The following is a 13,060-nucleotide window of genomic DNA, read 5'->3' as shown; positions in this document are numbered from 1 at the left end:
TACCTTGCTGAGCAAGGTAGGAAACTGCGTTATACAACGCTAGAGGGTAAGCATAATACGGTCAATTTGAACAAATTCTGAGCATTTAAAATGCTTGAGCTAAATTAGCGAGAAAATGAGCAGAAATATTGACATTAAAAACCAATTTTATTGACAATTTACGACAAAACCCTATTTTTGCCGTCATGATTTGTCAATAAAAAGATGCTGCCCTCTGTTATTCGTACATAAATTCAAGCCACCGATTCTTGTGCTTGTTTTTGCTGTTGCTCAAGCATAGCCGTCTCGACCAATTTTGGTTTTTGTTCTACCCATTTTGCAGGAAAGACAGATTCTATCGCTTGCGTCAACACTTTAGACAAAGCCGCAGGTAAAGGAAAACCCAATGGATTGGTCTCTTTTAAATCGGCAGAAGACACCACTCGCGTACCCATCACATAATCAAACCATGGACGAGTCACACACCAGTTGGCATCTTGGTTAGAGTTCATATGATGATCATAATGCCAAGGAATGGTTCGTTTTGCCCAATCAGGTTCTAAGTGCGCACGACGATGTACATAATAATAGTTACCTGCACTATAAAGCGCCGCCAAAGACATACCTTTTGAAATCGGATAAAAGGCAACACTGGCAACGCCTGCCACCACAGCCAATGACATGATTTCATTACGTGTCCGCCAGTGATCGACCCCTTCTACATAACAATCATCTGAAAATGCCTGCTTACGCACTTCACGGTGATGTGCCCAATGTGACTCCATGCTTTTCGGCACAGGGCTATAACGTGGCTGTCCAGGACGATGTACCCCATGCAAAATGTATTTATGTGCAAACCACTCAAATGCATTTGCAACAGCCAAGCCTGCGATAAAACCCTTAATCATGGTTTTCTCCAAATGTTTCCTTATTTTTATTAAAGATATAAATTTTTGTAGGCGAAGTATTGACGATGCGATATATTTATATTGACAAAACACGACAAAACACGAGGTGGACAGGATGTCACAACTCAAGAACTATACAGGCTCTGTTTTTGGGGGATTGGGGCATTTATTAAAGGCCTATTGCGAAGCAGAAAATATTGCAATTCCTGAACAATTACAACAAGTTCAAAATCTCGAACGGTTTGATTATGTGATTTGGCGTGACCTGTTGGAAGACCTCAATCGCCTGCATCCAAAAGCAGGTTTGGGCTTGCAAATTGCAGCCTACGTACAGCCCAAGCATCTTGGCATTATTGCCTATCTGGCCTTGTCTTGCGAAAATCTAGGCGAAGCTTTGGCACGTTATCATGACTTTCATCGCCTGATTTATGATGGCAGTCCGTTGGTGGTGGAATTAAGTCATCCCTATGGTTCGATTCGCTGGGAAGCACCTGAACCCCATCCGACTCAACTGACCGATGAAATTGCGATTGCGCTGATGGTGCAGTTTCTTAAACTGTTTATGTCAGGTGACAGCATTCATTTACATGAAGTACATTTTGTGAATCCTGCACCTAAAAACATCAGCATTTATGAACAGTATTTCCATTGTAAAGTCCGTTTTGAGCAGCCTAAAACCCAACTCCTGATCCCTGTCAGTGAAGCCTTTAAACCCCTGCGAACTGGCGATCACACTTTACAGCAATTACTGTTGCAGCAAGCCCACGCCTTGCTGGATAAACTACCCAATTCAACCCAGTTGGATCAACGCCTGCAACATGCTATCTTGACCGGGCTACAAAAAAACCAATATCAAATCGATTTTATTGCAGAAAAACTAGGGCTTTCTGTACGTCAACTACAACGCCATTTACAACAACAAAACACCACGTTTCAGGAGCGGGTGCAGCAAGTTCGCTTTATGTTGGCAACAGAATATTTAAAAGATCCACATCTCAGTTTGCAGGAAATTGCCTTGCTACTTTGTTATTCTGAACAAAGCGCTTTTCAGCGAGCTTTTAAGATCTGGACAGGTCAAACCCCGCAACAGTGGCGGAACAACAACACAACTTACAATTCTTAATAAAAATACTGAGGAACTAACTGTTTCACAACTGACCAGTTTCATTGCTCGTTTTATATAAGAGCCTATATACCTATGTGAATTAGTTCACAATTTTTTCACGCAGGTTAAACATATCCATAATAAATTTTTGGATGCTTGCTTTTTTATTTTTTTATAACTGATGTGGTGATAACAATGAACAAATATTTAGCAGAATTTCTGGGAACCTTTTGGCTCGTTTTTGGTGGTTGTGGTAGTGCCGTGCTTGCAGCTGCATATCCAGAACTTGGGATTGGTTTCTTAGGTGTTGCATTAGCGTTTGGTTTAACTGTTTTAACAGGTGCCTACGCTTTCGGTCATATTTCGGGTGGTCACTTTAACCCTGCTGTCAGTGTAGGTTTATGGGTTGGTGGACGTTTTGATTCTAAAGATTTAGTCCCTTATATCGTGTCTCAAGTGATTGGCGGTACTTTAGCGGCATTCGTGCTGTACATCATCGTACAAGGTCAAGCTGGTTTTGCGGGTACGGGTGGTTTCGCAACCAATGGTTATGGTGAGCTTTCTCCAAACCATTTCTCTGTTGCCTCTGCGTTCTTAATTGAAGTGGTACTGACTGCATTCTTCTTGATCGTGATCATGGGTGCAACAGATCGTCGTGCACCTGCTGGTTTTGCTCCAATTGCAATTGGTTTAGCTTTAACGTTAATCCATTTGATCAGTATTCCAGTGACGAACACGTCGGTGAACCCTGCACGTAGTACTGCAGTCGCATTCTTTGCTGAAACAGCGGCAATCAGTCAACTCTGGTTGTTCTGGGTTGCACCAATTATCGGTGCCATCATTGGTGCGGTGATTTACAAAGTGGTCGGCAGCGAGAAAAACTAAAACCTGCTTCCCATAAAAAAACAGCCTTCAAAGGCTGTTTTTTTTATTTATAGAAAAGGATTTTCGATATCCTGCTCAGGTTTTCGTTCAATCTGCTCAGGTAAATTCTCTTTCTCCAATGCAGCGACCACATCATTAATGAAGCTTTGCAATGCCTTTGCCGTTTTCAACCCCGCCTGATCTTTGGTAATCTGCAAATTACCATATAAACTGACGCAATCGACCTGATTTTCCAACGTCAGATCATAAATTGCTGACGACTCATCACCCTGTTCAAACGGTTTAAACATCTTTTCCCTCTCATTGTTCTTGTCTGTCTCACAACATGAGCCAAGCAGCATAACTTTGCAAGATGTTCTACATTATCTCAACATTTGTAAGAAATACTGCAGCAATGCATTGACCAGTTGATTGATCAAGGCCTGTTTGGTCTCTTCATCAATTTGTGGGAACTTGCTTTCTGCGGCCTCAGTTTGCTGTGAGGTAAATTCACGCTGCTGCGCTTGAATCGCATCTGTTTTAGCATCTTCAGCACATTGACTCTGACCATCCCAATGCGAATAACTAATATCTTTATTCGACTTCACTTGCTGCGCAGACAGTGGCAATTGATATACATTGCGCTTCTGTTGCTCCGTCAATTGTGGGAATAAATTAACGCCAAGTTTCTCTTCCAAATAGCAGACGCTGACCACTTTGACCTGCTGAGAATTATTATTCGGCGCATAGTAGGCTCCAATAATCCCCTGCTTCGGTAAATACACCGCTTTATATACCGCAGTCGGGACAATCACCCCTTTGCCTATGGTTTTCAGTCTTTTGCCTTCAAATACTGGACCTGTCAGGACATAGGCATCTTTATGCTGTTTGGTCACAATAGAACGCACGGCTTCTTCTAATTTACGCCAAACTTCCTGATTATTTTTAGGTGCTTGTGGCACCATATTGGCTAAAGAAAAGCTGTCGTACTGTGCCGCAGTATTATTCATGTCGCCATTGGGTGCCATATGCCCACGGTCATAGCCCGAGCCACGATAATCAGATAACAACGCACGATGTGCAAGTTTGACTCGTGTTTCCTCATGGAAATTATCTTCACGTTTAATTTTGATGCTTAAACGTTCTGGTGTCAGGTATTCTGCTGTCCATAACGGGGTTTTAGATACACCTGAATACATCACATTAAAGTCATTAAAACACAAGGCATAACTGTCTTTTTTAAGGCTGTCTTTGCTCAACAATGGTGGAACATCACGATAAAACTGTTTTAAACAGCCAGCATTACTCGATTGAAATGGCATCAACTTCGAAATTTTTTCACTGCCAAATGCGATCGCAAAACTTCCCGTCGCGACCAAAGCCAACAGCATTTTTCCAATATTTTGGCTCAAAAAAGCAAATGGTGTTTTACTCTTTCGAGTTGGTCTCTTTGCCATAACTACATCAAAATCAATACGAACGCGCAGCTTAACAACTCAAAAGCCCACTGTATATTGAGTTTCAGCCCAGAGCGACACTTTATGTCGCAAATCTGTACACTTGATCTACAGACAATAAAAAAGGCACCCGAAAGTGCCTTTTATCTGTTTTTATTTAAATTTCAATCTGACTGCCCAGCTCCACCACACGGTTGGTTGGAATCTGATAAAAGTCACTGACAGGACTGGTATTGCGCTGCATCGAGATGAATAACTTTTCACGCCATGGTGACATACCATCACCCACGGTATGCACGATACGATCACGTGAAATGAAGAAACTCATTTGCATCATATCGAATTCGAAGTCCAACTGTTCATAGGCCTGTTTCAACGCCTCTGGAATATTTGGCTGATCTTTAAAACCGTAGTAAATAAAGATGCGATAAAAATGCTCATCCAGTTTTTCAACTTTTAAACGATCTTCATTGGCCACATACGGAATATCTTGGGTATAGACCGTGACCATGACATTACGTTCATGCAAAACCTTATTGTGCTTAATATTATGCAGCATTGCATGTGGCACAATATGCGGTGTTCCTGTTAAGAAAATCGCTTCACCTGGTACAAAATGGGTTTCCTTGCTCATACCAATACTTTTGATGAACAATTCAATTGGCAAGGCATTGGTTTCCATACGGGTATAGACGATTTCACGACCACGTTTCCAAGTCATTAAAATGGTATACACCACCACACCAATCAAGATCGGCACCCAACCGCCTGACAAGATTTTTAATGAAGTTGAACCAACAAAAATTAAATCAATAATCAGGAATGGCACTGCAAATAATGCTACTTTCCATAACGGCCAACGCCATACACCATAGGCTAAAGTCGAGATCAGAATCGTACCGCACAGCATGGTCATGGTCACAGCGACGCCATAAGCACTCGCCAATTCCGCACTGCTTTCAAACAGTAAAATCAGAATCACAACTGAAATATATAATACCCAGTTAATAAAAGGCAGATAGATCTGACCTTGCTCTACATCCGAAGTATGGTGCACAGTTAAACGCGGTAAATAGCGTAATTGAATGGCTTGGTTTGCCATCGAAAATACACCTGTAATGACCGCTTGAGAAGCGATTACTGCTGCGGCTGTTGCCAAGCCAATCATCGGGAATAAAGCCCAATCTGGCACCAATAAATAGAATGGGTTTTCAATGGCTTTGGCATCACGTAACAACAATGCACCTTGACCTGCGTAGTTTAAAAGCAAGCAAGGTAGTACCACCAAGAACCACGCCAGTTTAATTGGCATACGTCCAAAATGACCCATATCGGCATACAAGGCCTCACCACCAGTCATGGTTAGAATCACCGCGCCCATGGTGATAAAGGCAACCGTTGGTTGATCAAAGACAAAATGGAATGCCCAATACGGATTGACCATCATCAATACATATGGCGTCTGGATAATGCTCCACAACCCGATCAGACCAATCGACGCAAACCAGAGCAAGGTAATCGGGCCAAAGAATTTCCCCATGGTGGCGGTACCATGTCGCTGCACCATAAACAATGCGGTGAGAATACCCAAAGCAATCGGAACCAACCAACGATCTAAAGTAGGCGTCACCAGACTCAAACCTTCAATCGCAGACAGTACTGAAATTGCTGGGGTAATGATCCCGTCCCCAAAGAACAGTGATGCTCCGATAAACCCCAATGCAATCAGAAAGATTTTATTTTTATTACTAAAAACGGAGGAACGCAAGTTGAGTGCGAGCAATGACATGATCCCGCCTTCGCCATTGTTGTCCGCACGCATAATCATTGAGACATACTTAAAACTAATGGTTAGGTTCATACACCAAAAGATCAGTGAAAGAATACCTAGAATCGAACCTTCACTGATATCAACATGTCCTGTGACAAAGCATTGCCGTATTGCATAGAGTGGGCTTGTTCCAATGTCTCCAAATACCACCCCTAGTGCTGCCAGCGTCATCGCGGGCAAAGCGGCTTTTTTTGCAGTACTTTGCATATTATGTTGTCTTCAAAATAGAACGTTATATGGCGCAATATTATCACTAGCCAAAAAGTTTTTCTGCAAATCTGTTCGACTACAACTTGGCAGCGTGCATTTTTTTGGTTACTATCGCACACCTTGGTGAGGTGTCCGAGTGGCTGAAGGAGCACGCCTGGAAAGTGTGTATACGTTTGCGCGTATCGAGGGTTCGAATCCCTCTCTCACCGCCAGAATTTTTTTAATACTTTTAATCTGCTTGAACTACAAAAAATAACTCTATTGATTATCAACAAACATACGACTTACTTGGATTTTTTAAATTCAATTCATAATATTAAATTTTCAATCTGCAACTTATACAAGAAATTTTAAGGATCGTTAAAGTGGGAAGAAAGTTAACAATCTATATGCTTGATGGTACTCCTACCGGTGCTAAAACTATTGAAATAGGCAATTGGTCAGGCAAAGCTATCTACTCACCTAGAGCATCTTTAAAGGCTTTACTTTCTCGATCTGAATTTGACGTTCCAGGAATTTATCTATTACGTAGCCAAAGTAAATCACACGATTTTGATGAAAGTATTTATATTGGTGAAGCGGAAGAATTAAGAGCTAGGCTAAAACAACATATTGCAGATCGAGATTTTGATTCTGTAATTTGCTTTTTAAGTAAAGATGAAATGTTAACTAAAGCTCATATTAAATATCTTGAAGCCCGATTAATTACATTAGCCTATAAAGCAAATAGTTCTTTTATTGATAACTCTAATCTGCCGAAAGGTGCTCGGCTATCAGAAGCAGATATTTCCGATATGGAATATTTTATTGACCAGATCCATCTTATTCTTCCTACAGTTGGGTTAAATACACTTGTGGAGGCCACTCCTCACATAAATATTCCAATACAGCCTATAGATAACCAAATGATTTACTATATTAAGTCTAAATTAATAAAAGCTACAATGATAGAAACTGATGAAGGCTTTATAGTTAAAGCAGGCTCTCAAGCCAGTATAAAAATCTCAAATTCAATTGCTGAAGGTTGGCTCAGAATACGGAAAAAACTTCTTGAAGCAGAAATCTTAAAACAACACGAACAACATCTCATATTCATTGAGGATGCAAGTTTTACTTCTCCAAGTGCAGCAGCATCTATTGTTTTAGGTAGACAAGCACCAGGGCCAATATCATGGATTAATGCATCTGGTGAGAGCTATAAACAAGTACAAGCAAACTTTCCTGTAATTGAATAATTTGAAAATTACATGAGTAGCTTCAACATATACATGTGTATCAAAACAAAGCAATGCTCCTAGAAAAAGCAGAATTCTTTTAGTCTCGCAGATATCCGTTCTCCCCCATTTTTGCTACTCTATTTCTTTTACTTTTCTATCTTTCACTATGCTCAGTTTATTTGTTTATGGCACTTTAGGGCCAAACCGTCCCAATGCCCATATCATGGAAAATATTGGTGGCACATGGGCAGACGCACATGTATTTGGCACCCTCAAACAACAAGGTTGGGGAGCTGAATTGGGCTTTCCGGGTATTGTTTTAGATCAAACAGATCAAAAGGTATCTGGCTTTGTATTCTTCTCAGACAATCTAGAACAACACTGGCAAGCACTGGATGAATTCGAAGGTGCAGGTTATCAACGTGTGCCTGTCAAAGCGCACTTAAGCACAGGCGAAATCGTTGATTCCTTTGTTTATGCACTGAATAATTAAGCTGAAATTGGCGAAAATTCGACAAACGAATTAAATTTATCTGATTGCTCATTTTTTCGCTTGTTTTTTTAATTAGATTCTGTAGAATTCTCGCCACGTTGCCGGCATAGCTCAGTTGGTAGAGCAACTGACTTGTAATCAGTAGGTCCACAGTTCGAATCCGTGTGCCGGCACCATTTCTCTCTTTATTCTCTTTTCTTCCCCATCATTTTTTCAAAATGCGAAATATTCGGATTTAACAGATCCCATTCATTTGCATGACTCACAAAACATTCTGCTTGCGGTTGATACAGATTTGGATCATCCAGCGTTCCTGCACGTATTGAAATCATCTCAGGTACGAGTTCTGGTAAACCAAACATTTGCGAACCACAATTAGGGCAAAATGCACGGCGAATCGGCTTGCCTGATAAACCGAAAGATTCAAAATATTTCAGCTCGCCTTCGATTTTCAATTCAGATTGATGAAAGAAGGCAATCGGTGCATAGGCACTGCCTGTAGCTTTCTGACAATCACGACAATGACAATTAAAACGATAACGTGGCGTAACTTCCGCCTGATAGCTCACTGCCCCACACAGGCATGAACCTTTATATTCATTTGGCATCTTGTTCTCACTTTTTTACTGCACTGATTTGAATATAACGTACTAATCCATCTTGGTAGAGTTTTCGGCACAACTTAGCAGTCATGTTTATTTTGAGTTGAGCCAAATCAAAAGCTGTTTTTTCAGTTTTTCGTGTTTCGATATATTCAGCAAAACCATTCAATACAGGTTCGGAAAAATCCTGAATTTGAATATCAGTAAAATCATGCTGCACCAAAGTCTGTGCAAGCTGCTGCTGACCCATCAACTGTTGCCAATTCACATCTGCACTTTTTAATAGGTAATGATATTTCTGTTTTTGTAGATAAGTACAATTCTGCCAATTCTCTGACCACATCAACGTGTGAAAAGCGATGCGGCCTTTTGAATTCAAAACAGTAGAAGCTGAATCGAGAAATGAATTCAAATGACTGTGATAAGCGGCATCTATACACAGCACCACATTAAATGAATTCAAAAGTCCGAGCGTTTTTAAATTCAAAAAAGATTCACAATGAGTTTGCACTTGCGGCAATTGTTTTTGAATTCGTTTGACGCAATCAGCTTGTAGTTCAACTGCACTGAGCTGTTGAATTTGATAATGCGTCAACCAATGTAATAGGCTTGCGCCTTGTCCACAGCCTAAATCTAAAACACGATCTGTGGATTTCAGTTGAATCGATCGTGCAATTTGATCGGCCAGACTTCGACAGGCCTGTGGATAATCATGATGTTGGCCTTGCCAAAAACCCAAATTACTCCAAGCAAGCAATGCATCATCGCCGAGCCGTGTGGCATCAATCGCATATTTATGCCCAATGACTTTTTCAATCAGTGCTTGCTTGAAGGTGGCCATGCTTAATAGCCGAGTTCAGGTGCAACGGCTACTTTCGGTTTCAATCCAACAAATGGCACAGAGGCGCCTAAAATTTCAGAAATATGCATTGCAGAGGTCACTGCCGATTCTAAAATTGGCAAGCCATCACATGACCATGAACCGCAATAAAATACTTTGCGGTTTAAATCTAAATGGCGTTGCTGAATTTGTTTATTCAAGGCCACCGTTTCCGAATCGACTACTGCACGGGTGAGTTTGACCTTGGAAATTATTTTCTTCGGATCAATATCAATCACAGGGCACCACGTTTGGAATACGGCATTTTTACCGACTAGGCTCGGCTCAATCGCATTGATCCACACGGTAAATTGCTGACGGGTAAATTTACGATCCATCATATAGCTCAACACCGCCCAATCTTTACGACGCTCTGGCATCACAATTGGATCGGTATGAATGACTAAATCACCTTGTTCAAAACGGAATTTTTTCAATAAGGCAATGTCTTCGGCAAATTGTGGCTGCTTGAGAAAATCTTCAATCACAGGCGTTGGTGTCGCAATCACTACACGATCAAATAACTGATTTTCACCTTGCTCATTTTCCACCAGAACTTTTTCGCCCTGCTCTTCCACTTTTTTAACTGGAGAACCGCTATGAATTTCGATACCTTCAATCAAGCGATTGACTAGCGCAGGTGTGCCACCTTTCATACGCAATAACGCTTCACCTTCAGTCAACTGACGGATAAATTCTAGTAAAGGTTTGGCAGGCCATTCACCGATGGTTTTGGGATGGCACGTACAAATCGTGTACAGCACTGGCATCACCGTGCCATGCCAGAACACCTCCTCAATATGATATTGATTCATGAATTCGGCCAAGGTGATGTCTTGATTATCCGATTTAAAGAATTGGTGCACCGCGGTTTTCAGCTGCAACATGCCTTTGACCAAACGCCAACCATATTGCTGAATGCCTTTGCGGTTATTAATAATTGGGAAATTGCCAATACGGCTGCGTGATGTGGTCAGCCATGTATCAGTCTTATCTTCAAACAACCAACTGCAAGCCATAAATGTACGGACAGGAAAGGTTTCAATGCCCAAGTAGCTTGCCAAGCTGAGCGTATTTTGCCAAAGCTTTGGATTCATTACACGTAATGGGGCATCAATAATACCACCATCAAAATCAATACTATGACTATCCATGCCTCGTCCAGCGAGTGCTTCGAATATAGTAACCTTATGCCCTGCATCATGTAGGATTCTGGCTGAGGCAAGTCCTGCCATTCCACTGCCAATAATTGCAATATCCAAAATTATGTCCCATCAGTTGATGATTTTTCTTGATTATGACCGATAGTTAAGCGAAACGCGGTATTAAAAAATACCAGATTCAAGGCTTCTGCCAGACTTTTGTCGTAATATCGTTGTTGGATTCTTGTTACATTTTATCACAATTTGCATTTCAACAGTAACATAATGAAAAACTTGAATTTATTACACTTTAGGACACAAAAACATACAGAACATTCTATATTTTTTCATTTTCAGCACTTTACACGCTTTGCAAAGCCCCAGATTAGTGCTATTTTTATTTAACAATAACGAGAACAAAGTCACATAACAAGCTGAATAATTATAAGTGACATAATATTAAAAAAATCAATAGAGGACCCTTACAGCGAAAGCCTATCACTCTAACGGAGTGATAGGCTTTCTTATATAAGCAACTGATTTAATTCATCAATTAAGCTTCCATTACACCAAATTTACCGCTATTGAAATCACGAACTGCTTCTACGATTTCCGCTTTGCTATTCATGACAAAAGGTCCATAACCTTCAATCGGTTCATTCAGTGGTTGGCCTGTCAAAATCAAGAATTTACTGTCCTGTTCGGCCTTCATACTAAAGTCAATTTCTTCGCGACTCAGTACCACCAAACTCGGTGCTTCAATGCTTTGACTTTCATTTAAGCTAACCTGACCAGAGAGCAGCACCAATAAAGTGGTATGTCCTTCGGTTACATAGAAGGTATGTTGCTGATCTTTAATCAGGGTGCCGTCCCACACATTGACTGGACTAAAAGTAGTTGCTGCGCCCGCAGTATCTTGATATTGACCTGCAATCACACGCATTTCACTGCCTGCATCATCCAGTGCAATATGCTGAATTTGATCTGCTTCAATCGCTTGGTATTTCGCTGGCGTCATTTTTGAATGCGCTGGCAAATTCACCCACAACTGTACCATTTCAAATAAACCACCTTGATGAGCGAACTCAGGTGAATGGAACTCTTGATGCAGGATACCGCCACCCGCAGTCATCCATTGCACATCACCCGCTTTGATGGTGCCACCACCACCACTTGAGTCTTTATGTGTCACTTCACCTTTATAGGCAATGGTTACTGTTTCAAAACCACGATGTGGATGCGACCCCACGCCATGCTGCGCTGTGGTTGGATCAAAGCGATAAGGTGCCGCATAGTCCAACAGTAAAAAAGGACTGATACTTTGGCCTAAACGGTCATAAGAAAACAAGTTATAAACTGGGAAACCATCACCCACCCAGTGCATGTGTTTGTTTTGATACACACCAAGAATTTTTTTCATTCGGTTTCTCCCATAGCGTAGAAGTTCTGTTCATGAGGTTAATTTTACGCCTCCGTGAATCTTGCTTATAGCCATAGATTAGCAACACATTATTCTATCTATAGGACAATTGAATTAATAAAACTTGATACTGCTCAGGATGCTATCAATCATCCCATTTTTGATATTGTTTATCTCATTTTTTGTCCTTCATCTATCCTCAAAATTTATCTAGCATAATTCCAAGCAATAGCTAAAAGAGCTGCTCTTTTTAAATTCTTTTTACAAAAACATGAGGATACAACCATGACTAAAGATTATATTCGCCTAGATAAAGACAATGCTGCCGTGCTGTTGGTCGATCACCAAACAGGTCTGCTTTCTTTGGTTCGAGATATCGATCCAGATAAATTCAAAAATAATGTATTAGCACTTGCCGATGCCGCTAAATATTTCAATCTACCGACCATTTTAACCACCAGTTTTGAAAATGGCCCCAATGGTCCATTGGTACCAGAACTGAAAGACATGTTTCCTGATGCGCCTTATATTGCCCGTCCTGGTCAAATCAATGCGTGGGACAATGAAGACTTTGTCAAAGCCATTAAAGCCACAGGAAAAAAACAATTAATTATTGCCGGCGTGGTCACAGAAGTATGTGTGGCCTTTCCTGCACTGTCCGCATTGGCAGAAGGTTTTGAAGTATTCGTGATTACCGATGCTTCAGGAACATTCAATGCGCTCACCCGCGATGCTGCGTGGGATCGTATGTCACAGGCAGGTGCACAATTGATGACTTGGTTTGGGATGGCATGTGAATTACATCGTGACTGGCGTAATGATATTGAAGGCTTGGGTGCATTATTCTCCAATCATATTCCTGACTATCGCAACTTAATGAATAGTTACGCGCAAAATACTGCTCAAAAATAAGGCTTGCGAAGAAAAGATTAGGATAGTTAATGCTATTCTA

Annotated in this window: 13 protein-coding genes and 2 tRNA genes; 7 read left to right on the top strand and 8 right to left on the bottom strand. The window is 41.0% G+C overall.

Annotated features, from left to right (window positions below; genetic code table 11):
- Positions 1 to 233: 233 nt before the first annotated feature.
- Positions 234 to 887 carry a sterol desaturase family protein gene (locus tag MMO42_RS06060; protein ID WP_241319721.1) on the bottom strand — a complete coding sequence of 218 codons (654 nt, stop codon included), beginning with the start codon at positions 885 to 887 and terminating at the stop codon, positions 234 to 236.
- A 115-nt stretch (positions 888 to 1,002) separates the two neighbouring features.
- On the opposite strand from MMO42_RS06060, the gene MMO42_RS06055 reads away from it, so the two are divergent.
- Entirely contained in the window at positions 1,003 to 2,010 is a 1,008-nt protein-coding gene (locus MMO42_RS06055; RefSeq protein WP_241319720.1) for an AraC family transcriptional regulator, read from the top strand.
- 177 nt (positions 2,011 to 2,187) lie between these two features.
- Positions 2,188 to 2,877 carry an aquaporin Z gene (gene aqpZ, locus MMO42_RS06050; protein ID WP_005297457.1) on the top strand — a complete coding sequence of 230 codons (690 nt, stop codon included), beginning with the start codon at positions 2,188 to 2,190 and terminating at the stop codon, positions 2,875 to 2,877.
- A gap of 47 nt (positions 2,878 to 2,924) precedes the next feature.
- Here aqpZ and MMO42_RS06045 read toward each other — a convergent pair whose 3' ends face one another.
- The 3 genes from MMO42_RS06045 to MMO42_RS06035 all read right to left on the bottom strand — a co-directional run bounded on the left by MMO42_RS06045 (position 2,925) and on the right by MMO42_RS06035 (position 6,351).
- On the bottom strand, positions 2,925 to 3,167 hold the full coding sequence (locus tag MMO42_RS06045; protein WP_005297458.1) for a hypothetical protein: 243 nt from the start codon (positions 3,165 to 3,167) through the stop codon (positions 2,925 to 2,927).
- Positions 3,168 to 3,239: 72 nt separating this feature from the next.
- Entirely contained in the window at positions 3,240 to 4,313 is a 1,074-nt protein-coding gene (locus MMO42_RS06040; protein ID WP_005147489.1) for a DNA/RNA non-specific endonuclease, read from the bottom strand.
- A 157-nt stretch (positions 4,314 to 4,470) separates the two neighbouring features.
- Positions 4,471 to 6,351: a potassium transporter Kup gene (locus MMO42_RS06035; protein ID WP_241319719.1), complete on the bottom strand. Its 1,881-nt coding sequence runs from the start codon at positions 6,349 to 6,351 to the stop codon at positions 4,471 to 4,473.
- A gap of 125 nt (positions 6,352 to 6,476) precedes the next feature.
- On the opposite strand from MMO42_RS06035, the gene MMO42_RS06030 reads away from it, so the two are divergent.
- The 4 genes from MMO42_RS06030 (at position 6,477) to MMO42_RS06015 (ending at position 8,240) form a co-directional block, all read left to right on the top strand.
- Positions 6,477 to 6,566, top strand: a tRNA-Ser gene (locus MMO42_RS06030).
- A 153-nt stretch (positions 6,567 to 6,719) separates the two neighbouring features.
- Positions 6,720 to 7,589: a GIY-YIG nuclease family protein gene (locus MMO42_RS18245; RefSeq protein ID WP_241319718.1), complete on the top strand. Its 870-nt coding sequence runs from the start codon at positions 6,720 to 6,722 to the stop codon at positions 7,587 to 7,589.
- 148 nt (positions 7,590 to 7,737) lie between these two features.
- Positions 7,738 to 8,064 (top strand): gamma-glutamylcyclotransferase, encoded by a 327-nt coding sequence (locus tag MMO42_RS06020; RefSeq protein ID WP_241319717.1) that lies wholly within the window; start codon positions 7,738 to 7,740, stop codon positions 8,062 to 8,064.
- 100 nt (positions 8,065 to 8,164) lie between these two features.
- A tRNA-Thr gene (locus tag MMO42_RS06015) sits at positions 8,165 to 8,240 on the top strand.
- A gap of 9 nt (positions 8,241 to 8,249) precedes the next feature.
- Here the strand turns inward: MMO42_RS06015 and MMO42_RS06010 are convergent.
- The 4 genes from MMO42_RS06010 to MMO42_RS05995 form a co-directional block, all read right to left on the bottom strand.
- Positions 8,250 to 8,672 (bottom strand): GFA family protein, encoded by a 423-nt coding sequence (locus tag MMO42_RS06010; protein ID WP_241319716.1) that lies wholly within the window; start codon positions 8,670 to 8,672, stop codon positions 8,250 to 8,252.
- Between the two features lie 7 nt (positions 8,673 to 8,679).
- Entirely contained in the window at positions 8,680 to 9,507 is an 828-nt protein-coding gene (locus MMO42_RS06005; RefSeq protein ID WP_241319715.1) for a class I SAM-dependent methyltransferase, read from the bottom strand.
- 2 nt (positions 9,508 to 9,509) lie between these two features.
- Positions 9,510 to 10,808: an FAD-dependent oxidoreductase gene (locus MMO42_RS06000; RefSeq protein ID WP_005297503.1), complete on the bottom strand. Its 1,299-nt coding sequence runs from the start codon at positions 10,806 to 10,808 to the stop codon at positions 9,510 to 9,512.
- A gap of 433 nt (positions 10,809 to 11,241) precedes the next feature.
- Positions 11,242 to 12,108 (bottom strand): pirin family protein, encoded by an 867-nt coding sequence (locus MMO42_RS05995; RefSeq protein WP_241319714.1) that lies wholly within the window; start codon positions 12,106 to 12,108, stop codon positions 11,242 to 11,244.
- Between the two features lie 285 nt (positions 12,109 to 12,393).
- On the opposite strand from MMO42_RS05995, the gene ycaC reads away from it, so the two are divergent.
- Positions 12,394 to 13,020, top strand: a complete 627-nt coding sequence (ycaC, locus tag MMO42_RS05990) for an isochorismate family cysteine hydrolase YcaC (RefSeq protein ID WP_005147560.1) — start codon at positions 12,394 to 12,396, stop codon at positions 13,018 to 13,020.
- Positions 13,021 to 13,060: the final 40 nt, after the last annotated feature.

This window comes from Acinetobacter sp. ANC 3882 (assembly GCF_022549545.1).
In the GTDB taxonomy this organism is placed as follows: Bacteria; Pseudomonadota; Gammaproteobacteria; order Pseudomonadales; family Moraxellaceae; genus Acinetobacter.
This window is presented reverse-complemented; position numbering and strand designations above follow the sequence as displayed.

Bases quoted from the DNA above. Each gene is read 5' to 3' on its own strand.
- MMO42_RS06060 (WP_241319721.1), bottom strand. From the start codon at position 887: ATGATTAAGGGTTTTATCGCAGGCTTGGCTGTTGCAAATGCATTTGAG.
- MMO42_RS06055 (WP_241319720.1), top strand. From the start codon at position 1,003: ATGTCACAACTCAAGAACTATACAGGCTCTGTTTTTGGGGGATTGGGG.
- aqpZ (WP_005297457.1), top strand. From the start codon at position 2,188: ATGAACAAATATTTAGCAGAATTTCTGGGAACCTTTTGGCTCGTTTTT.
- MMO42_RS06045 (WP_005297458.1), bottom strand. From the start codon at position 3,167: ATGTTTAAACCGTTTGAACAGGGTGATGAGTCGTCAGCAATTTATGAT.
- MMO42_RS06040 (WP_005147489.1), bottom strand. From the start codon at position 4,313: ATGGCAAAGAGACCAACTCGAAAGAGTAAAACACCATTTGCTTTTTTG.
- MMO42_RS06035 (WP_241319719.1), bottom strand. From the start codon at position 6,351: ATGCAAAGTACTGCAAAAAAAGCCGCTTTGCCCGCGATGACGCTGGCA.
- MMO42_RS06020 (WP_241319717.1), top strand. From the start codon at position 7,738: ATGCTCAGTTTATTTGTTTATGGCACTTTAGGGCCAAACCGTCCCAAT.
- MMO42_RS06010 (WP_241319716.1), bottom strand. From the start codon at position 8,672: ATGCCAAATGAATATAAAGGTTCATGCCTGTGTGGGGCAGTGAGCTAT.
- MMO42_RS06005 (WP_241319715.1), bottom strand. From the start codon at position 9,507: ATGGCCACCTTCAAGCAAGCACTGATTGAAAAAGTCATTGGGCATAAA.
- MMO42_RS05995 (WP_241319714.1), bottom strand. From the start codon at position 12,108: ATGAAAAAAATTCTTGGTGTGTATCAAAACAAACACATGCACTGGGTG.
- ycaC (WP_005147560.1), top strand. From the start codon at position 12,394: ATGACTAAAGATTATATTCGCCTAGATAAAGACAATGCTGCCGTGCTG.